Source organism: Parachlamydia sp. AcF125, from assembly GCF_018342475.1.
Lineage (GTDB): Bacteria > Chlamydiota > Chlamydiia > Chlamydiales > Parachlamydiaceae > Parachlamydia.
The window spans coordinates 526,882-549,711 of the sequence record NZ_JAEMUD010000002.1 but is presented as its reverse complement, the minus strand read 5'-3'; the positions used below and the strand labels follow the sequence as shown (position 1 = coordinate 549,711).

The following is a 22,830-nucleotide window of genomic DNA, read 5'->3' as shown; positions in this document are numbered from 1 at the left end:
TTCTTCTAACGCAAATCGAGCAACACGGACCGATCAATCACTCATACGACTCAGGAAAAAGAAATATGAACGTCCCTTTCTTAAACTTAAGCTTTCAAACACAATTAAATCCCTATTTCTTAATTAGTCCCATCCCCGACCATCCTTCTCCCTCCTTTCCTCCTGACCCTGCTCTCTCTCAGTTAAAAACCCACGAGTTTTTTCCCGTCTTAGATGAAGCCGATCAAATTTTAGGGGAGATGATGCTAGCAGGAAATACGGATCAATATGGGAGGCTAACAGAACAGTTTAAAGCAGGTTTGGAAAGGGGATTTTTTGCTCTGGATAAACCTGAATTTGACAAGGTATGCTTAGCTTTATACAAAATCATTGCTCAAGGTTCTGGCAAAGCAGCGGGTTACACGATCCAACATCTTTTAAATGAATGTTTCGATAATCCGGAGATCAGAGTTAAATATGCAGGAAAAGATGTAAGATGCCATTTTTTAGGAAAAAGTTATTTTTGCCGTCTTTTAAATGTGTTAACCAAGGGGCAAAAAAAAACTTGGGAGCAAGAAAGCCAAACTGAATTAGGGGACCATGCTGCTCAAAGAGAAATAATAGAGCTTTATTTTCAGTCGGAAGAGCTTTTAGAAAGAACCTATCGCTCTATCGCTGTGCGTTTAGCAAGCTATCCAGGTAAGATGTTTGTGGAAAGTTATCAAAAACGTCAAATTGCATTGAGGAGCGCGCAGGGTGAGATAAGATGTTTGCTCTTTTTTAAAAGCAGGGAAGCCCTGCACCTCTTAGAATCGCAAGTGGGTATCCCCCTAGAAAGTTTTTCTGCATGTCAAATAAATTTGCCCGTTATGCCGAATATCTATTGGCCAGTTACCCCTATTGGAGAGGCAACCGAAGAGCTTGAAATAGAAGCTCAAAACGATGCCTTACAAGGTTTAACCGATTTTTTAACGAAAATTTTGCATGTGAATCATTTTGACAATATAACTGACGAATCTTTTGCCAATCTTATTGCCCTTATTTCTGAAGGACGGCGAGATTATGGAGGGGGATTCAGGATGGCTTCCGACGTATGCATGCAAAAAAGTTTGATTTGGCAATTTTGCAACCATTATTTGAGTGAAAAAGGGAGAAATGCGGTAGAAAGGGTCACCTCTGCCATCTTAGAATACCAGAATAAATATGAAGAACATGAGATAAAAATGCGCCTGGCAATGGCTTATAATGTTTGCTGGAGCATTAGGCATCATGTAAGGTCTGAGGAATTAGACCAAATTTGCCTCACGCTTCTTGCTAACGCAAGCTATCAAAACTCCCTCTCGATTTTCTCTTTAATTCAAGAAGGGATCTTGGTATGGGGGTTATCGTTTCAAGAAGTGATGCAAGTTCAGCAATGTTTTGCCATCCTAGCTCTTGGCGTAAAGCGGCCAATTTTTAAATATGAGAAATTGAGCATTGTTTTAACTAAGCATGAAGGCGCTCCCGCCATTAAAATTGAAGAAGATGGAAAAACTATTTTCCTTTCATTAGAACCTTGCGCAGGCTATCATTTGTGTTTAGAGCTTATTGCAAGAGGGTCTTCGAGTGTTACCTATCTTGAAAAAGTGTTTAACGCCTATTTTCCTTTAAATGCTTTTAATTGGAATGAACGCTCTCAACTTTCTGATTATGCTCATTATTTATCCTTTTTGTTGACCCCCTTAGCGGAGGCTATCCAATTTAAGGGATTTGAAAAACACTCGTTTAGCTTTCTTTTAAGTTATCACCTTTTAGCAGCCTGTCAGACCTCTAATCCCTTAACTTGCGGTTTAGAGCTTCTTCTAAAGAAGTATGCCTATGCATTTGAAGCGGAGAAAGATTTTTTAAGAAAAAAATTAATGGGAACGCAATTAGTAAACTTGTTGATTTACTCCCGATGTGAGCCTTGGGCCAGTACTGCCAGAGTCATGTATGATCATTTTCAAAGTTATTGTCACAGTGCTTCTCCCCTAGTGGCTTGGGTATGGGCTCTTATTGGCATTCAAAGCCCCAGAGCTTATCAATTGGTAACGGAAATCTGGAAAAAAGATCGCACGGTTTTAAAGCAAAAAGAAAGTGATTATATTCCGATGATCTATAAACTGATCCAGCTAGATGTAAAATGTGCTTTTGATTTGTATAGATCGCTTTGTTCTTTGCCTGTTGAACAGTTAGAATCCCGCTATCAGTTATTTTTGGATTTAACAGAAGCCTTGTTAGAAGGGAGGTTTCCCTTTCTGGTCGAGCATTTGAAAATCTCTTTTTCTCTCTTCAAAGAAAGAGATTTGATTTTACATCGGGCAAGGTTTCGAGCGCAAAATAATCGAATTTTTTCAAAGATTTTTGAACATCTTCTAGCAAAACAATCTTATTCATTTGGGTGTAGTTTTTTGTTTTTTTTAATGGAGCAAAAAATTTGGGGGCCTTCCGATCATTTCATTTGGAATAATTTTTTCAGCAGACTGGTTCAAATAAAAGACCTACCTAGAGCTATCTCTTTTTGGGAAAAAGGGAAAAAATGGGGGGTGTGGAATCAACAAAATTTACCTTTAATCCTCTCCTTGGCGGAAAATTTATTTAAAGATAAGGGCTCAACGTGGAATGTGGAAAAAAATGAGATTTTGAATTTTATTTGTTCTCATTCTCAAAAAGATTCTCGGATTACCGCTCTGGTGGCCGAGGCTATCAGGGGAGGAGGGAAGCGTGTGACTGCCATGAGCGTTCCTTTCCCATCCTATTACCCTTATCTTTCAGAGAAAGATCAGGAAGAAATCTTTCTCAATGCCTTGCAATTCGAAATTGATAGGGGGCATTACGCCCAAGCAGCCGATAGCTTGGTAAAAATTTTTAAATTTAACCGTTCCATTCGGCAAAAATTTTTTAGGCTATTTTTCTCAAGAGTTCTGGGAAGCCCGGAGAGCTTAAAAAATAAAAAATTAGCCGATTCTCTGATTAAGCTTCTTTCCCTTAGGGCATTTGCGGAGCTTTTTGAAGAAGATAAACAGGAAAAAGTGGGGTGGATTTTTCAAATTTTTCAAATTTTAGCAGGGGAAACCCTTATAGATCAGCTTACAAGGCCGCACTTGAAATTATTAGGACTTTTGGTCCGTGAAGTTTTTGTTAAAAGTTATACGGAAAAAAGCTTTGAACAGGCGCTATTTTGTATAGAAACTGTGCTGTCTTTTAAGAGTATTCCCGCTGAGTTGGAGAAATGTTTGAAAACTTTAAATTTAAATATCTTAGAGTTTTGCCTCCAATTACCTGCTAAAACGATATTCGCCAAGATCGTTCAATTAATGATTGCCCATCAGTATTTGCAGCCTCAGTCAGATATTTTTTTAAAAAAAATGAATCGCTGGTCCCTAAAATTTTTAAAGGTGTCCTGCGATCCGGAAGAAATTTTAGCTTTCCATTCTTTGTGGAAAGAGTATACCGAGAAAAAAGGTCCCACCCTCTTTAATCCGGCAATTTATGAGATGTTGATCTCACGTTTGTTAGAGGTGTCTCAAATCCCTTTTGCCCTTTTCTGGATCAAGCACTTTTTAGGGCATTTTTCGGAGCCATCGCCAGCCGTTATCCAGATATGCATTCAGTTGGCTTGTTGTTTAGACTTGTCCTCTGAAACGGAGTTTTATTTTCTGTTAAAATTTTTTTACGAAAAAAAATGGAAAGAGCAAGAAAGCCGCGATCTTGCCTGGAAAATTTTGGCAGAACACTGTTTAAGGCAAAAAAAACTCGCCCCTCTTTACCTTTTAATTGAACAATGTGGCCATCAAGTGATCACAGATTTGATGCTACACGCTTCTGAGCTTGTACGCCCGTTTTTACTTTCTGCTTGTGAAGACGCGAACGATCTAAACTTCTATCTCCAAATTTTGGCAATAGGCGAGTTAAATGAACCGCTTTACTGGTTAGATTTGATCGAAAAAATAAATCGAAATCAATCTACAGCTATACAGGAAAATTTTCTTAAAATTTTTCGCCAAAGAGTGATAGAAGAGGATGTTCTTTTACAATACCCTCATGAAAAGGCAGCTTGTTTATCAAATTGCCTGCCCTTATTTGAAAAGGATAAAACTTTTGATGCGTATCAATGGGAACAAGATCCTTTTCTTGCTCGGTTTTTCTCAGATAAAAGTTTGAGCAGGCAAAAAGAGGATTTTTATTTATACCTCTACCAGCATAAAAGTTTTCTCTCTCCCATAAGAAAGCGGATTAAGCATCCAAAAATTGGAAAAGTTTATAAGGGAGCTCAAGCGCTGTTAAAACGGTTTGAAAAAGAGAAGATTTGTTTGCAAGAGGAAGAATGCCTTCTTATTTTGCTAGAGCGCTCGCATGAAGCTCAGCATGTGAATCACCGGGCGTTGATTAAGGAAATTTTAAAAATTTTACACCTCTACTCTTCAAAAAGAGAGCTTCAATTCGTTGAGCCAATCGCGGAGGCATGTTTGACCCATCCTAATATGGCAATTAGAAGGCAATTTTCTGCATTACAGGATGTTCTTTTTTGTGCTAAAGGAGCGGAATGTTACTCCATTTTCCAGCGATGGAGCAAAAAAATTACTTCGTGGGATGAATCCTTCACAAAGCCTCTCTTTAACTTATTAGAAAGTCCTTTAGTCCTTCGTGTGATTACCCAAGAGCAGGCCGATCAGATCATTATCGAATGGATTACCCGATTGCTTCAAAAAAAACATGTGTATGCCATTGAGCTTTTTTATCAACATTTTTTGAAATTTGAGAATTTTCCAAACGAGAGAAGGACTTGTTTAGCAAATGCTGCTAAAAATATTTTTCAAAATAATAGAGAAAACCCGATTAAAGAAAGCACTTTTATAAAATGTTTTAACCTAATGTTATACCTATGGCTTAAACAAACTCCTTACGATGGTTATTTAGAATATAGAAAAAAATTAAAGAAAAAAGAACGGGCTTATTTTCTTTTAGACGTATTGTTTGATTACCACTCATCGTTAGCTAACAGAAACTCTGAACAGTTAATAAAGGTTGAAAAGGTTATTCCCAAACCGATTCCCTATTTTTTAGATCCGCCGGTGTTTTTACGCCTATTTGAATTTACCGATATTTTTTTCAGCTGTTTTTCGGCAGGAGATTTTCCCTCCCTCTATTATGAAACATTTTCTTATTATTTGACTCGGTTTACGAGCCTTCTTTGGGATCTTTATCCGCAGAATCCTTATCCTCATGACCCCCATATTGAGACTTATCTCCAAAAGGTCCTTTTCCATTTAATGGAAAAGCTTATCTGTTTTAACCATAGCCGTTTTCCTCATTCTCTAGAGAAGGTGATAGGGGTTATTGAAGAAAACCATTATTTTCAAGCAGACGTTGAGAGATTCTGTAAAATATATTTTTACGCGCAGGGTGCTTTTCCTGAAAAACTTTCCTTATCCCAAGCACAAGTGGCTGGCATAGTGAGAGAGGCAATTAAGATGCTGAGGAATAAGCCAGATGAAGAAAGCAGCTTAAAAAGCATTCTAGCTTTTAAAAATTACAGCCGAACTTTAGTAAAAGAGAGCATGGAGAATTATTTTGAATGCCTTGATTGGGTATTAGAGAGTGCAAACCGGCATGAATTATTTGATGAAGTTACTGAGGTGGTATTTACGCCCAGCGTCCTTCTTCGGCCCAATGGAGAGATTGTCATTGATGCCTCCCAAAGCTTTTTTGTGTTTGCTGACGGAACCAAAGATGGACAAGAGCTATGTTTAAAAGTTTTAGACAGGTTTTTTAATGTTTTGTCCTCTAGAAACTGTTCAAATGAATTATGGGATATAAAGGCTTTTCTGCTTTCTAAAGCCATTATGAAGGGGATTTTTGCCGAACAGTACGAGAAATTCTCTCCTTATTTAGATAGCCTTGGAGAAGAAACCCTTAAAATGTGCCTCAGGGGAGATTTCGAGCTGTTTAATGAGTTTATTTCTCTACTTTTTCTAGATTTCTACGATTCTCCCCCCCTAAAACTTTCCCAGCGGGAAAAAATTTTAAAATTAGGCAAAATAAAGGAGTGGTTAAAAACATTTGAAAAAATATTTTGGGAGGGAGAGCCGTTAAGAAATAAAAAGCAGAATAAAATCTTGCATAGGCTGCAAACCGAAAAAAAGGGCAAAATTAGCGAGCAGGAGCTGTGCCGCGCTGAAAATATTTTAATCGAAGCTTTTATTAAACTAACCTTAAGCAAAAAATCCTTTCCTTGCTTTCAAAGATTTGAATTACTGAGATACTTTCAGGATATCCTCCTCAAAAGGGGGGAAAAGGGGTATGATTTAATTTTAAGGTGCTATCGCCTTTTTGGGGATTTCCTAGAAAATGAAGGGCTAAACATGATAGACGACAAAACGGAGATTTTTTATTTTACGCAAGTTTTAACGGGCAATCCTGACTTTTCAGTTAAAATGTTTGAGAAAACTGAAAAAGGCAAAGAGACCGTTCATAGATTGTTTATGGAAACATTTAATCTCTGGATCTATTTATTTCAAAAGAGAGGAGAGTGGAGTTCAGACGAGTTTTTGCCTTACTTTGAGGAGGCTTTCGTATTTTTATATCACGCTCTGCAGTCAGGGGCTTTTTTAGAACGGGTTGAGGAGGGGTGCTATCTGTTTGATCAACTTTTGGACATTATTAAAAAAATGGATTTTCCTATCTTAGAGGAAACTTTTTTAAAAAAGATGACACTTATAAGTGATTATATCTGCTGGGTGATGAAAGTCCCTACTAAGAGAGAGAAAAATAGGGCATTGTTAGAAAGCTTATTCATGAAGTGGACAAAAATTTTTATGGATAAAAAGGCTCTGAGACATGCCTTAAAAATACTTGTCGATAAATACCATTTAAAGCCTGAGTTTCAAAAGGGGGAGATTGTCGGTTTCATTCAATTGAACTAGCAAACGATAGAAAGGGAGCCCTTGCTACTCTGAAATACCCTTGCTTAATGCTAATGGCAACCTAGCAGCGCGCCTAACGGGATTGCCGCATTGAAAAAGAGGAGGGGAGAGGGGCGATAGGGCCTATTTAACCAACCGCCCTAGTGATAAGCCCATCTTTCCCCACTAAGTTAAAAGGTAAGGCCGTGTGGACTCCATTGCCATAAGGACCAAATATCGCTGAAATACCGCTCGAAAATAGAAGGCGGCCTCCTAAAGATATTTTCGGCAGGGTTTTGACATATTCAGCAAAGTATCCTTTGAGCTTTACAAAGGCGAATTCCCCCGATGATACTGGCGCGCTTTAAGCATCCCTTAGGATAGCCTCTTTACGGCCTAAAAGAGTTTCAAAAAGGCCCTCATTGGCATTAAAACAAGCGGAGTATAAGAGAATCTCTTCCATTCCAAGAAAGTGAGATATCCGTTCCTCAAGTTGTGTATGAATGGTTTGCGTTCCATAAATAACGCCCACAGCGGGAAGCTCAAAAACAGAATAAGTGAAACTTTGTTGAGCTGCCAGTATGAGTCTGCTGTGGGGAAGTCATTTCCCTTTTTTCTTTATAAAGCCCTTTAGTTTTTAAGTGCGAAAGTTTAGCCTCTAAATAGGCTAGATAATTTTTTTGCATTTACCCGCTTAAATGAAGGATCTAAAAGGTTTTATTAAAGCTTTTGAATGTGATGAGTGCAATCTTAATCTTAATTTTTATGATCGGTAAGTTCTAAAGAGGGGATCCTCTTATTTAGCTTCATAAGCAGCTGTAATAGCTTTTTTTGTTTTCTATGAATTTACAAATAAACAAATCCGTTTTGCTTTTTTCTACTATGTGCCTCAAGAAAAAAAACGACATGGGTTGCAATGAATAAAAGATGATGTTATGTATTAGAAAAGATTTCAGCTTGAAAGGCAGCTTAGCTAATTTTATTAGCTGATCGGAAAAAAGCCTTAAATTAATAGGAAATAATTTTTTGAAAGTTTTTTAGGAGATGTTTGCTATACGAAAATTAAATTTTATGGGTTTAGTGGTTGAATGATAGAAATAAGCTTACAGTATAGTAAAAATTAAGCTATTCAATCACTCTTCTCATTGTATTGCATGTTATTGCTATTACAATTGCTAGAACTTTTCTAGCTCAATTATCTAAAGGAGGACAGTATGTTTAACCGATTATTTTTGAACAAAAAAAAATATCTAAGCTACCTTACTCTAGCTCTCGGATTGAGTATAGCCTCTTCACTGAGTGCTTATACTTCTGAAAGTAATGCCCCTTATTCTAGCCAGCGAAACCCTTCTTACTCTAGCTCTTCTACCGTTACTTATGCAGAAAAAAGTAGCGATCAAGAGCTAGCTAGGAAAATTCGTGAAAAATTAAGTTCAGGATGGTTTTCAAGAGGCTATGATCAGATAAATATACAAGTTTATAAGGGGGCAGTGACTTTACAAGGAACGGTGAGAACCCAAGCCGATAAAGAGAAAATTGAAAAAGAAGTTCGTAATATGGATGGTGTGAAAAGTTTGACCAGCTATATTTCTGTGCAAGAAGCACCAGCAAGAGGGAGTGAAGAAAAGCAATTCCCTCAAGATAGAGGGGCTACATTAGCCGATCAACAACTCAACAAAAAAATCCGTGACCATATCAGTAGAGGATGGCTTTGGGATAGCTACAAAGAAATTTCCTTAAATACTTCCAACGGTGTTGTCACCATTACAGGTTCTATAGGTAGCGAAAAAGAACTGCAAGATCTGATTGATGAAATATTAAAAATCGAAGGAGTCAAATCAGTTAAAAGCAATGTAAGGATTGGAAGCAAATACTAATTTCTAAAGCCTATAGGAATAAGGCGTATAAAGCCTTATTCCTTTTAGGGATGTTTTTCGAGAGGAGAGCGTTATGAAAAAGGAAGAACCCAAAAGGTTGAGACCCTCACAACAGCAATCTCCCCCTGGGAAGCAGCGCGAAATGCAGCCCTTGCCAAAAGAGCAACCATTATCGGCAAGTGCTCATCGCCTAGAAAATAAAGTCGCTATTATCACGGGTGGGGATAGTGGGATTGGCCGTTCAGTGGCGATTGATTTTGCTAAGGAAGGAGCAGATGTGGTGATCGTTTATCTAAATGAACATGATGACGCCAAAGAAACAGAAAGATTAGTGCAGGAAAAGGGAAAGCGGTGTGTCTTACTAGCAGGGGATGTGGGGGATGAAAAATTTTGCGAGTCTGTAGTTCAAAAAGCAATCTCTCAATTTGGTAAGTTGGATATTTTAGTCAACAATGCAGGTGAGCAACACCCTCAGCCATCGATCGAACAGATTACAAAAGAGCAATTAGAGAGAACCTTTCGCACCAATATTTTTGCCTATTTTTTTATGACAAAAGCAGCGGTGAAGCATCTCATTCAAACTAAAGGGACAGTTATCAATACAGCTTCTGTCACAGCGTATCGGGGTAGTAAGCATTTAATTGACTATTCTTCTACCAAAGGAGCAATTGTCGCTTTCACGCGGTCTTTAGCTCTAAATTTAGCAGAAAAGGGAGTTCGCGTTAATGGGGTGGCTCCAGGGCCTATTTGGACACCTTTAATCCCCTCTACCTTTTCCCCTGAAAAAGTAGAAACATTTGGTTCGGATGTGCCTTTGAGAAGAGCAGGAGAGCCAAATGAAGTCTCCTCTTGTTATGTTTTCCTTGCTTCAAACGATGCCTCATTTATAACAGGACAATTTTTGCATCCGAACGGAGGGGAAATTATAAACACTTAAACTGGATAGAAAAAGAAGGCTTCTTGAGCTTGCCTGAGCAGGGCCTCATCACCTGCATTTAGCTCAAGGGCTTTAATTTAAAAGTTAAGCAATAACTCTTTTAAATGTGGAGGTTTTTATGACTAAATATAGTCCAAAAGCACAAAAATCGGTAGAAAGAGCTATGCATAAAATGAAAGAAGGAAAGCTTGAATCGGGAAAAAGTCACAAAAAAGTGACCAATCCAAAGCAAGCAATCGCCATTGGTCTTTCTGAAGCAAGAAAAAAAGGGGCAAAAGTTCCTAAAAAATCTTCTTAAATGAAGAGGAGAAAATGAGTCCCTTCCCATTATCTTTAGGATTTATTAGGGCTAGTTCAAGTACAGCCTAATAGGCAGATGACCTATGGGAAATGGGGGATTCCTCTCATCGCCCATCTTTTACCATTGAAAGAATTTAATTGAGAGGATGCCAGTCCTTTAGACGAAATCGTCTGCTCCTTATGAAGTAGCGAGTTCTGGGTTTTCAAGTTTAGGCTTGTTTCTTAGCATAGTGGCAAAATAGGCAACGGCTTGTTAAACGTAAAACAGCCTTGTCTATTTCGCCTTTCAAAAAAAATACCCGCCTCTTTTGCTTACTCTTGGCTGTATGAACTAAAAATCTCAAGGCTCCTAGAAAGCTTCTCCGTCAAAATCGTGCAAAAAGAAGGCAGGAAAATGGCCACAAAATCGGATCGTCTTTTACCATTTTAACAAGAATGAAAGGGAGGCAATCCAAAAGCTAAATAAGTGGAGCTTTTTTGGTTTACAAATTAATTAAAATTATGAGAAAATGTAAACCAAGGAGAAATATTAATAATGGATAATCTATTTGGCATACGTTTAAACCAGGCTCGTTTAGCTGCAGGCTTTAGCTTTAGGACTTTAGCCCAAAAAGTGGGAGTGAGCGCAACTGCAATTCAAAAATATGAGACTGGAAGAATTTTTCCCTCTTCAGATGTGTTGATGGAAATCGCAAATTCCCTTCAGATTTCACTAGAGCATCTCTTTCGCTCGCAAAATGTTTCTTTAGGAGAAATTAAATTTAGAAAGAAAGCTGCGTTAGGAGTTAAGGCTTTTAAAGCAATTGAGTTTAATATTCGCGATCAGCTCGAGCGTCGCTTAGAATTAGAACATTGTTATCCTATCCCTCCTATAAGTCCTTTAAACCCAAATGAAGTTCCCTTAATAAAAATTAACTCTTTAGAAGATATAGAGAAAGTTGCCCTTCAAATAAGAGAGGATTGGAAGCTTGGTTTTTCCCCCATTCACGATTTAATCGACGTGATGGAAAATCAAGGAATTCGGGTCATACGGTTAGAGATTGAGGAAAAAAACTTTGATGGTTTATTTGCTTTTGTCCACGAAGAGCCCCTTATTGTGATTAGCAAATATTGGCCAGGGGATAGACAACGATTTAACCTAGCCCATGAATTAGGACATTTTTTTCTGCACGATAAGATTCCAGCTGACATGGATGAAGAAAAAGCCTGTCATCGTTTTGCAGGAGCATTTTTGTTTCCTAAACCCTCGGTAATTCAAGAATTTGGAGAAAAGCGCGGTGCAGTCGAGTGGAAAGAATTGTCCTTAGCTAAGTATAAATATGGACTTAGTATGGCGGCAATTTCTTATCGGCTAAAAGAGGCGCAGGTTATCAGCGAAAGCTATTTTCAATTTCTTAGGAGAGACCTCATTCATAGGGGATGGCGTAAGAAAGAGCCTGATCCGCAATTGCCCCCCGATGAAGCGCATATATTTGAGCAAATGCTATTCCACGCATTAGGGGAATCTTATATCAGTGAGTCGAAAGCGGCCGAATTACTCAATATCTCCCTTGATCAGCTCAGGGTTTTCAGGATGATCGATGAATACAAACAGCGTCAATAGCAATGGTGAAAACATACATCGAGCTATAGCAATTAGCGATGCCAATGTCATCATCGATATGGAACTGGGCGGCCTAGAATCAGCCATGTTTTGTTTGCCAGAGGTTGAATATTGCATACCAGATGTTCTTTTCGAAAAGGAACTTCGACAACATCATTCCCACTTTATGAGTAAGGGTTTAAAACTGTGCAGCTTACCGTCTAAAGCTGTGGCAGAGGTTTTCCGCCTGTCGCAACTCCATCCTAAACCTAGCAAAATGGATTTATTTGCCCTAGTTCTTGCGCAAGAAAAACAGGCGATGTTGTTAACGGGCGATCAGTATCTTCGCAAAGTAGCTGAGACATATGGAGTAGAATGCCATGGGACCGTTTGGCTTGTAGAACAATTGGTAAAAGGTGAAATTATTACCACAGAGATTGCTAGGTTGGCTTATCGCAATATGTTTGAGAATGGGAGCCGTCTTCCCTGGTTAGAAGCAGAAGAACGCCTCAAAAAAATGGAATTCCTCATGTATGCTTAAAAAATTATGAAAATCGAGACTTTTAATTTCTTAAGAAGATACCTAAGGTTTAACTAATTGATAAATTTCTAATGATCCCAGCCTTTGCATCTACGAGCTGTTTCTAGAAAGCATTTATAATTTTTATTCATTCTAGGTATCGTTTATTTGGGGAAATGCTCTTTCTACTATTCATTTTCTAGACGGTGCTTTTAGCGGCTTCTAGTGGGTATCCATATAGCTTTTAATCACAATGCTATATTTCCACTCTTGGAGAAGAGAGGCTTTTGATAGCTTGTGGATTTCTGTCATGCTTGCCTGCATAACTTTGAGTTTACTTCCTTGATAGCCTGCATCTGCCCAATTTCTTCTTAACTTTAAGATTTTTTCTTCTGAAAAAGGCTTGTGAGCCTTTTTTTGCTACCTTCTTGCCTGCATCCGTATCCCCAGAGATCTTTTCGGTAGCCTTGGCAATTTGGCTATCAATAATGACGACATTAGCTTCTTTGCTACTCTTTCTAGTAGGATATGCGGTTTTTTCTAGCATGCTCGCTGGTTTTAGGAAGAGATCACTCTTTTATCCCTAGCTTAAATTGGGAGCAAACAGTTTTCCAAGATAAAAATAGGGAAGAAGGCGACGAGCGTATCCAAGGCTAAGTAAACAAAAAACATCGAGCATCCGGCTTAAGCATAACCTAACAGAAAATCGGATTTATGGCTGAAGATCCAGATAGCAAGCTATTTAATTTGCCAATTTTTTTATCTATCAAAATAACAAGTATAGATTTACTTAGTTTAATAATGTTTTTAGTAAAAAAATCAATTGTAATAAAATAGTTGCATGAAAGTATAAATTTATTTAAAATTGTTTCGTAAATGAATTTAAAATTGAAATAAACTAGGTAATTATTTCAGGTTTTAGTATTCATTTTTCTCCATAAAGCAGAATTACATTAACCAAAGATTGAATTATGTTTATTTCACAAGATTTTCCGGCGATCCAAAGGTTTGAAAAATTAGGAGACACTGATTGGGAAACCCTTAAGAGAAAGTACGTCTTGACTATACGGTCAGATGGCTCTCAAGGGCAAGCTGCACAGCAGATGCAAGAACATATAGAGGACCGCGATATAGTCGACTATGCCAGCTACCGAGAGGCGATTTTAAGAATATTTCCCTCGGCTTATTTCAATTTAGCTGCCGAAATAGCAGGTAACATAGCAAAAACGTCGACCGGCGGGTATAACTTCACGGCCACATGGTATCATTTTGTAGTCACGCAGAAAACAGCTCGGCTGCCTGCAGGCTTAGAAAAGACGCAAGAGTGCAAAATTGCGATTAAAGCTCCAGGAAGCCGCAAATTAACTTCCGATATTGACACTTCTATTCTTAGTGCATTTAAAGGAGAAGATTCTTTCTTCGAGCATGCAGCCGTAAGAGTCAAAAATGGAGGTCCCGATTTTGAAGGTCGCATCACGAACGCTGTGATTGAGGGCTTCTATGAAATTGCCGAAGAACTATTTAAGATGACTTCGTCTTCTCAAAGAGATTCAAATGCCTATACCGATACGTTAGCAAACGATCAAGAAAACTATCCGAAATTTCTGCACGATGAAGAAAATAATCCCTTAATTCAAGGGAAGCGGCTTTTTTCGGAAGAAGAATTTACTCAAATATTTAAAGAATATAAATATAAAAAACACGTGCAAGAAATAACTGCGAGTTTATTTTCTCTCCGGTTTAGTTTGGAAGAAGAGGAGTGGCAAGCATTTAAAGAGCTGGCTCAGAAAAAACTCAACAAAATACTTTCTGCAGAATTGCATGAGGATGGCTTAAAAACCCATATTTCACTTTGCCAGAAGGACTATGAGACCATTTTTCAAGGGGTAGAGAATTTACATCTCCACCATACAACCGAACTTAATTCTAAAATTCAGGAGTTAAGGCAATTAGACTCTTTACCAGTACGCAAACAAGATATGACAGTCGCGGCTCTTAACAGGCTATATGGGGAGTATTTAGAGAAATCTACGACCTGCCGTGGAAATATCCTAGCTTTAAAGAGAGATAAAGAACCTCTAATAAAGGAATTAAGGGCAACAAGGCAAGCATTAGATAAGGAATTAGCTGTCTTGAATAAATACGATCATAGTATTGATGATGAAGATACCCAAGAACTGATCGAAAAAAAGAAAAAGAAATGCGCTTTATTAGAAAAAAAATGCAAGGATTTGCAAAATTCTCTGCGTGAAAACATTAAAAAGATCGCTCAGTTGCAAACAGACTACCATCTTCACCAAATCTTAGCCAGCACATTTGCCAACGAGGCCTATGTGTGTCGTTCAGCGGTTTACCATGTGGTAAATGGGCAAAGTGGTGTTAAAGACCTTGCCATCACCCAACAAACCCTGTTGGGCTCGGCCTTGCAGCAAGTAGGCTTTAAGCTTTTGCATACTAAAGAACTAACTCATAAAAATTATTCTCCTGAAGAGGTGGCTTACTATACCGCCAAGTATGGTCAGCGGATTTTTAACTTAGTCTTTAGTGGGCATCAAGCTGAATTCCCTCAAGAGATTATAAAAGCATTAGCAAAAGGGAAAAAAAGAAAGAATCTTCCCCAATTTAGCTATCTTAAATCTAAGCAGGTAAGGCAAAACGCTTATTCCACCTTAAAAAAGGAAGAGTTAGCCCTTTTAAATAACCAAGCAGAAATTGTCCATCGCATCAAAGCGGACAACTCTATTTCAGATGCCAAAAAGCCTGAAAAAACGCTTGAGTTAATTCGAAAGTTGTATCCTTTTTCGACTGAAGAGGAAAAAAAGCATTACTTTGAAAACGAAAAAAGGCTTTATTTATCGCTTAGCGCTAAATTAAGTGGTTTGGTTTACGCTTCTAGACTAGAGAAAAAGGGATATCTATGGGGACAAAACCCACGGATTCCTTTGCGAAATGAAGCTAAAGAACCAGAGGGAGAAGGTTCAGCCTCTGCTACCTCCCGTTCAGAGCCCATTCAAGCTCCTAAGGCTCCTAAGCCTACCAAGAAAGAGATTTCTACAGGTAGAGAAGGAAGAGTTGAGGATATAGGCCGTCGGCTAGGTAAAAATGCAAAAAGCGTGGTGATGGGCGCAACGGAAGTATCGGCAAGCGATGCGGTTCAGGAAGATGAGTCTCTATCTATAATTGCCGCAGGTTATTCCGGAGAAACATTCCGAGAAATAACAGCAATGGCATTTGAAAGAAAATAGCCAACTAAGTAGTTTATCAAACCAGGCTCTCTTAGAGAGCCTGGCTATGACTATGAACATAGCCTTAAAGAGCCTTCTATGGCTCTTTATTTTGATTTGCCAACTAAGCCTGGGCTTGTCAATCCCCAGGCTAGTGCTAAAATATCCGGTTAGGGCAATATTCTCAGCAGACTATACAATCTATCTCCGTTTTTCACTATCATACGACCACAGCCTCTAGTTTATCAGGGTAAATGGCTAAAGAATGGCTGCAACTAAAGCGCCCCAGCTGCATAAAAATTTAATTGTGCAAGGATACAAATTTTTAAGAGAGGCAAAAAAGGAAGCCTCTCTACATGGGTTTTTTTATCTAAGCACCGCCTATGAATTATATTTTGCTTTTAACATGCGAGAATACAGGTTTGATCGAGAAACTCTTGATGAATACCCAGGCAGCTTAGAGAAAAGGGGAGAAAACTTAATCTATTATTTCGCCGCACGGCCATATCTAAATATTCTTATGTATCTCTTCGCTGGAAGTCAAAATATAAAATCTCGCCGCGGCGTTTTAGCAGGAAAAGCAACTAAAGAAATGCCTTTACATTTTGCTAACAAGAGTGGATCTATGCCTATTATGCAATTTTTGCTTAACCAAAATGCAGATGTAAAAAAACTCGATAGCTCTCAATATAATGCTCTGAATTACGCTTGTCGCTCGCTAAACAATCGCATCGATATTATTCACATTTTACTGCGATACCATCCTATCCTTGTGGAAGCTAAAAACGGTGGAAAACAGGCACCTTTACCCTTAGTTGTATTTGCCGGAAATGAAAGAAGTGTTGAGTACTTGTTAGATTACATCAAATTAAGAAGGAGGATTTTGGAAGGGGTTACATCATCGCATTTTTCTATGCTTTATGGCTTATAGATACAGACTATGCCTAGCAAATGCCTGGGCTGATTTACATAGATAAATTGGCATTTTCAATTTTGCACAAACAATCAGAAAAACTCCTGTATCAACATTGGGATGCCCCTGCGCTTATTGCTATTTAAAGTTTCCGTTTGCCATTGACATTAACTTATCCTGTAAATAGATTATTTTTAACAATTAAATAAGACAATTCCAATGCCGATAAAAAATGTTAACTTTTTATTAAAAGCAGATCAAGTATCTGACTATATCCCTGTGATAAGTACCCTAACTAATTTGATTGATTTATTCCAAAAATATGTGGTGCTTTCACGGAAGCAAAAAGTAAATGTTTCAAAAAATCATTACTACGCGCATTTACAGCAAAAAAGCTTTTCTCGTTGTATTGTACTGCTAATCCCTGTGATAGGAAACATTCTTGTCGCAATCTATGATTTTACTAAGGGTAGACCCAATTATGCAGATGCCACGCTTGTGGCTGCTCAGCCAACTCCTCTTTCTACTCCAAAGCCTACTGAAAGTGCTAGGCCTCCTAAACCTACCAGGAAAGGGATCGCTATAGACATAGATCGTGAGGTAGGCGAGCATGCAGAAAGCTTAGTACTGGGTACAAGCGAAGCCAGGGCAAAGGGAGGGGTTTACAAAAAGCATTCTCGAGCCTTAGTTGCTGCAGGCTATCCGGCAGAAACAGCTCTAAAATTAGCATTAGCAAAAAAGCATAAGAAAAAAGTAATTAGCCTAGCAGAACAATCTTCTTTTGGTAATCCTGATTACTGTGAACCTAGCCTGGGGCCCGATTTACAAACCAAATTTGCGTTTAACACCCCACGAGCTAGCGCTAAAAATTTCTACCTAGAGGAAAAAGCTAAGCTAAATGTACAAACTATTATTCAATATAATGGAGGGCCGTCCTTATCGCAGGCAGAACTAGATCCAGAATATCTCGTAAGCTTTCTTCGAAACCATTACCTTTCTCAAAAAACTATTTCCATTTTTAGAATTAAAACGCCGCAAGAGGGGGAATTTAAAGTCCGGTTAGAAGAAATTTATGTGCGTTTAGGTATTATTGAAAATAAAGAAAGAAAAACCCGCGATCAAGCTTTGGATAAGCATTCTAATTATACTCAAGATGAGCGTATTCCAACTTATGAAACCATCTTCGAGCCTAAGCAGGAGATTGAACTTGAAAAGCTCTTTGAGCACGAAAGCCTTCAAAAAGAAAATGCTAAAAAAATTTACCTCCAAGGTTCTGCTGGAAGCGGTAAGAGTACCCTATGCCACTATATTAGCTACCGTTGGGCAAAAGGAGAGCTTTGGCAAGGCATCTTTGCCTGCCTTTTTTGGATTCCCTTAAGAAATCTGACCTTAAGTAAATATCCCGAGGATAAAGATTACACTCCAGCAGATCTGATTGCGAGAGAATATAAAGGCAAAATTGATCGCAGAGTCATCGACTTTTGCCTAAAAGATCCCGCCTTTCGGGAAAAAACTTTGCTTATCTTAGACGGCTATGATGAGCTTTCAGCAGGTGCCCAAGGTAATAGCAGCCTTGCTACAGCTTTTAAGGAGCTAAAAGAATTATTTCCTCATATTTTAATCACTTCACGGCCTGGCAGATGTTTTTTTAAACGCTCTTGTGATCTGGAGCTTCTAGGTTTTGATAAAAAAGGAGTCGATTGTTATATCGATAAATTTTTCACACAAGACAAAGCCGAAGAGAAAAAAGAAAAGCTTCGTCTCCTCTTAAAGAGTTCTCCCCAAGTTTCAAGTCTTGCCCGCATTCCTATGCTCTTAATTTTACTGTGCTGTCTCTTTCATGAAGACCCAAAATTTTTTGATTCTAACCATCCCATTACGATGACTGCCATTTATGAGCGGATGATTAACTGGATGTATCAGCGGTTTTTGTTACGAAGAATTGGCCAGGATCCATCTAGCCCAACTCAAGAGCACATTTTAACAGAAGAAAACCTGCGCCAAAATTCAGAAGTTAGCAAAATTGCCACCGCTTTTGAAGAAATGGCCAATTTTGCCATGGAAAAAGACACCCTTTATTTGAACAAACGAGAAATCGTCCGCTTTAGTAAAGAGAATGAAATCTCGTCCCATGAGCTTACTGATTGTGGAATTCTTCGCATCCCCGAAGCGGAAGAAAAAGGGTATTTTATTCACTTAACTTTTCAAGAATTTCTAACCGCTTCAAAAGTTGCCAAGCAATATCTTAAAGGAGAAAGGCAAGCATGCCAAAACTTTGTGTGGCAGTATAAGTTTGAACCCCGCTATAGCCTAGTTTTGCGTATGATTGCTGGCTATCTTTCCCTCGCTACATCAAGCGATCGGAAGTATTTGAATTCGGGTGTCCTCCAGTCCTTCTTCGATGACCTTTTTTCTGAGCCTCATGACTTAGCAGTCAGAAGCGAACTTAATTTGATTGCAGAGTGCTTTGAAGAATGCCAAAATCCTGCTATAGTGAGGCAGTATACAGGTTTTATTAAGCTCATGGAGAGCTATATTACGTGTCTCTCCTCTTTAGGCTTAGACTTCGGACGACTAATCAGAAATAGAAACCTTTTTAACCATCCTAAAGTAATGTACGCCATCGGAGAATTGTTATCCAACCCTCAGACAAAAGAAAATGTGTTAAGCAATTTAGGACAGATCATGCGAACAGGGCAAAAGTTACCTCCTGAAATAGTAAGGCTTATTACTAAATTTCTTAAGAATTCTGATGACGATTCTACTACTAATGCTGGATATATCTTGAAAGCAGCGGTAGAGCAGGGAGAAGAGCTTCCTAAGGAAACAATAGATGCTTTCATCCAAATTCTTAAGGGAGGTAAGGAAGGCGATGTAGTTGCCATAAGTTGTGCTGCCGATGCTTTAGGAGAAGTGGTACAACAAGGAGGTAAATTCGCCAAGGAAGCAGTAGATGCTCTCATCCAAGCCCTTAGGAAGGGTAATCCTACTGCCAAAAATATTGCTGCCTGTGTTCTAGGAAAAGTGGCACAGCAAGCAGGCAGGCTTGCTAAGGAAGCTATAACCGCTCTTACACAACTTCTCATCAATAAGAGCGATTTTTTTATCACGCGTCGTGTTATCCTTGACTTAACAGTGATGGTAAATCAAGGAGGCGAATTTGCTAGGGAGGCTCTAGATGCTCTCATTCAAATACTTAGCGAGAGTCGTGGCTTTGCGAAAGATTCTGCTGCCTCTACCCTGATAGCAATAGTAGACCAAGGAGGGGAATTTGTTAAGGAAGCGCTAGTTGCCCTCATTCGAATTCTTCAGGAAAACGATTTTCATACCAAAATGCATATTGCCGATGCCCTAGGAGCAGTGGCACAGATCGAAGGCAAGCTTCCTAAGAAGGCGCCAACTCCGCAAGTTCTTCAAGAGGATGGTTCTAATGCTAAAAGGCGTGTTGCCGATGCCCTAGGAATAATGACAGGTCAAGAAAGCAATTCTGCTAAGAAAATGCTGGATGTTTTTGCCCAAGTCTTCGAAGAGGGCGATCCTAATGTCAAAAGGTGCGTTGCCGATGCCCTAGGAATAATGATAGGCCAAGAAGACAATTTTGCTAAGGAAGCGTTAAATATTCTCCTCCAAATCCTAAGGAAGGACGATTCTGAGGCCAAAAGGCATGCTATCCGTGCCTTAGGGATAGGGGCAAATCTAGGAGGTAATTTTGCTAAGGAAGCGCTAGATGTTCTCCTCAAAATCCTCAAGGATGATAATTCTGAGGTCAAAAGGTATGCTATCTATGCACTGGCGTGCCAAGGATGCAAACTTCCCAGTGAAGCGCTAAATGCTCTTATTCAAATACACCAGGAGAGTGATTCTGGTGTCAAAATATCTGTTGCCAGTGCCCTCAAAGCAATAGCACACCAAGGATACAAGCTTCCTAAGGAAGCTCTAGATGCTCTCATTCAAATCCTCAAGGAGAATAATTTTGATGCTAAGCTTTATGCAGCCGATGCTCTGGTAACAGCAGCACAGCAAAAAAGCGAGGATGCTAAAGAGGCATTCGCTGCTCTCATTCAAGTTCTCAAGGAGGGAGATTCCGAGGCTAAAAAGCGTGTTATCCATGCTCTAAGAACAGCGGCGCACAATCGAGGCAAGTTTTCTAAAGAAGTGCTAGTTGCTGTCATCCCAATTCTCCAAGGGGCTGATTCTCTTACCAAAACGAGTGTGGCCAATGTCCTGGCAGCAGCGGCGGTGCAAGGAGATGAGCTTCCTAAGGAAGCGCTAGTTGCTCTCATCCAAATTCTCCAGACGGAAGATCCCCTTCCCAAAGGGTGTGCTATCGATGCCTTACAAGCGGTGGCAAAACGAGGAGACGAGCTTTCTGACGAAGCGTTAATTGCTGTCACCCTAATTCTTAAGAAGGGTAATTCTGATCATAAAAGGCGTGCTGCTAATGTTCTAAGAGTAGTAGCAGAACAAGGAGGCAAGCTTCCTAAGGAAGTGCTAGTTGTTGCCATCCAAACTCTCAAGGAGGACACTTCTATTCTTAAAGGGTGTGCTATCGAAACCCTAGGAGCCTTGGCGAAGCGGGAAGAAAACTCAGCTAGCGAAGCGCTAGATGTTCTCATCCAAATTCTTAAGGAGGATAATTCTGAGGCCAAAGGGTATGCTATCCCTATTTTAGTAGCAGTGGTAGAGCGAGGAGGAAATTCTGCTAAGGAAGCGCTATCTGCTCTCATTCAAATTCTTAAAGAAGGCAATTTGGATGACAAAGGGCATGCTGCTCATGCTCTAAGAACAGTGGCGCAGCAAGGATACAAGCTTCCTAGAGAAGCGCTTGATGCTCTCATTCAAATTCTCAAGGAGAATAATTGTGATGCTAAACGTTATGCAGCCCATGCCTTGGCAGCAACTGTAAAACAAAGGGGCGAGGATGCTAAGGAAGCGCTATCTGCTCTCATTCAAATTCTCAAGGAGGGAGATTCCGAGGCTAAAAACTATGTCATCCATGCTCTAGGATCAGCGGCGCACAGCCGAGGCAAGCTTTCTAAGGAAGTGCTAGTTGCTGTCATCCCAATTCTCCAAGGGGCTGATTCTCTTACCAAAACGAGTGTGGTCAATGTCCTGGCAGCAGCGGCGGAGCAGGGAGATGAGCTTCCTAAAGAAGCGCTAGTTGCTCTCATCCAAATTCTCCAGACGGAAGATTACGTTCCCAAAGGGCGTGCTATCGATACCTTACAAGCGGTGGCAAAACGAGGAGGCAAGCTTGCTAAAAAAGTGCTAGCAGCTCTTATTCAAATTCTCAAGGAAGGTGATTCTGATGAAAAATGGCGTGTTGCCAGTGTCTTAAGAGTCGTAGCAGAGCAAGGAGATGAGCTTCCTGAGGAAGGGCTAGTTACTCTTATCCAAATTCTCCAGGAGGATGTTTCTGCTGTCAACAGGCATATTGCCTATCATATTCTGACCATAGTCAATAGAAATGCTTTATTAAAAATGGGCATTAGGGTATTTCCTTTAATCGCTAGGGTTTGTTTCTTTGCCGAGGATAGCCTCTCATTGAAAGGCCAACGATTTCAAATTTCAGACAAAAGAATCACGTATTCTTCCAGGCATAAACTGAAGCTCAGCTACAAGAAAATAAGAAAAAAGCTACCTTTGGAGCTTGTAAAATGGCGAAAACAGCTAGATAGCCTCGGTCCTACTAAGAATACATAAGGACCTATCAATTGAGCTCAATGCCAAGTGGCTGCAACTATATTTATCGGACTTTGCTACCAAATGCAAGGATAGAAAAGTTTCCTACTGAAGCTTCTCTTTTACAGAAGAACCCTATCCTTGCCTCAATTATTGTTTATTGCAAACTTGAATTTTTGAGGTCAACAGCGATTTTTGTTCATTTGCGCTGAAATATAAATTAATTGTTAGTCAAGTCCAATGGTTTTTCGGTATTAAATAAATTTACAATCGCGCGTAAAATGCGAAAGCACCTCTCGTATAATTGCTGCCCCCTGGATTAGTTTTAAGCCAGGGGGTGAATGTCTATTTATCAAAAACTATTTAAGTTTAGCGGAAACAGTGATTTCTGCTTTGAATAGTTTTGAAACGGGACAGCCCTTCTCTGCAGCTTTAACGGCGGCCTCAAATTTGGCTTTATCTGCATTAGGGATGTCGGCAATTAAATCAATATGGCTTTTGGTAATAGAAAAGCCATCTGGAACTTTATCTAGGGAAATAGTCGCAGTAGCTTGAAGTTCTTTAGGCGTAATTCCTACCTTACTTAATTCATTAGAGATTGCCATAGCAAAACATCCGGCATGAGCGGCTGCTAGCAATTCTTCGGGATTAGTGCCTTTCTCATTTTCAAAGCGAGTTTTAAATGAATAGGGGGTTTGTTGAAGGACGCCCGTTTCGGTGGAAAGGATACCTTTTCCCTGGGTTAAATCTCCTTGCCATACTGCTGAACCTTTGCGTTGCATAATGATTCCTCCTTTTTTATGTCAAATATGCTGGCGGATCACTTCTTCCGCCTTGCTTTTTACCTGGATTTTAGACTTTTTTTGTTTTGCAGTTATTTTTTAACTTAAAAA

General features: G+C 39.3%; 11 protein-coding genes. 10 read left to right on the top strand and 1 reads right to left on the bottom strand.

The annotated features are described in order from the left end of the window. Positions 1–65 precede the first annotated feature (65 nt). The 10 genes from PARA125_RS06165 (at position 66) to PARA125_RS06125 (ending at position 21,958) form a co-directional block, all read left to right on the top strand. Complete coding sequence (locus PARA125_RS06165; protein ID WP_213157854.1) at positions 66–6,923, top strand: hypothetical protein; 6,858 nt, start codon at positions 66–68, stop codon at positions 6,921–6,923. Between the two features lie 1,193 nt (positions 6,924–8,116). Next, positions 8,117–8,779, top strand: a complete 663-nt coding sequence (locus PARA125_RS06160) for a BON domain-containing protein (protein WP_213157852.1) — start codon at positions 8,117–8,119, stop codon at positions 8,777–8,779. A 73-nt stretch (positions 8,780–8,852) separates the two neighbouring features. Then, complete coding sequence (locus PARA125_RS06155) at positions 8,853–9,716, top strand: SDR family oxidoreductase (protein ID WP_213157850.1); 864 nt, start codon at positions 8,853–8,855, stop codon at positions 9,714–9,716. A 118-nt stretch (positions 9,717–9,834) separates the two neighbouring features. Continuing rightward, on the top strand, positions 9,835–10,014 hold the full coding sequence (locus PARA125_RS06150; RefSeq protein ID WP_213157849.1) for a DUF6496 domain-containing protein: 180 nt from the start codon (positions 9,835–9,837) through the stop codon (positions 10,012–10,014). Positions 10,015–10,551: 537 nt separating this feature from the next. Next, the gene (locus PARA125_RS06145; protein WP_213157847.1) at positions 10,552–11,619 is read left to right on the top strand and encodes a helix-turn-helix domain-containing protein; all 1,068 of its coding nucleotides are present in this window, start codon (positions 10,552–10,554) and stop codon (positions 11,617–11,619) included. After that, positions 11,597–12,139: a PIN domain-containing protein gene (locus tag PARA125_RS06140; protein WP_213157846.1), complete on the top strand. Its 543-nt coding sequence runs from the start codon at positions 11,597–11,599 to the stop codon at positions 12,137–12,139. The genes PARA125_RS06145 and PARA125_RS06140 overlap by 23 nt, the downstream gene beginning before the upstream one ends. A gap of 507 nt (positions 12,140–12,646) precedes the next feature. After that, positions 12,647–12,775 carry a hypothetical protein gene (locus PARA125_RS09980; protein WP_283248336.1) on the top strand — a complete coding sequence of 43 codons (129 nt, stop codon included), beginning with the start codon at positions 12,647–12,649 and terminating at the stop codon, positions 12,773–12,775. A gap of 314 nt (positions 12,776–13,089) precedes the next feature. Continuing rightward, the gene (locus tag PARA125_RS06135; protein WP_213157844.1) at positions 13,090–15,363 is read left to right on the top strand and encodes a hypothetical protein; all 2,274 of its coding nucleotides are present in this window, start codon (positions 13,090–13,092) and stop codon (positions 15,361–15,363) included. 244 nt (positions 15,364–15,607) lie between these two features. Then, complete coding sequence (locus tag PARA125_RS06130) at positions 15,608–16,273, top strand: ankyrin repeat domain-containing protein (protein ID WP_213157843.1); 666 nt, start codon at positions 15,608–15,610, stop codon at positions 16,271–16,273. A 201-nt stretch (positions 16,274–16,474) separates the two neighbouring features. Continuing rightward, positions 16,475–21,958 carry a HEAT repeat domain-containing protein gene (locus PARA125_RS06125; RefSeq protein ID WP_213157840.1) on the top strand — a complete coding sequence of 1,828 codons (5,484 nt, stop codon included), beginning with the start codon at positions 16,475–16,477 and terminating at the stop codon, positions 21,956–21,958. A gap of 338 nt (positions 21,959–22,296) precedes the next feature. On the opposite strand, the gene PARA125_RS06120 is transcribed toward PARA125_RS06125, so the two are convergent. Further along, positions 22,297–22,719 (bottom strand): OsmC family protein, encoded by a 423-nt coding sequence (locus PARA125_RS06120; protein ID WP_249274224.1) that lies wholly within the window; start codon positions 22,717–22,719, stop codon positions 22,297–22,299. Positions 22,720–22,830 lie beyond the last annotated feature (111 nt).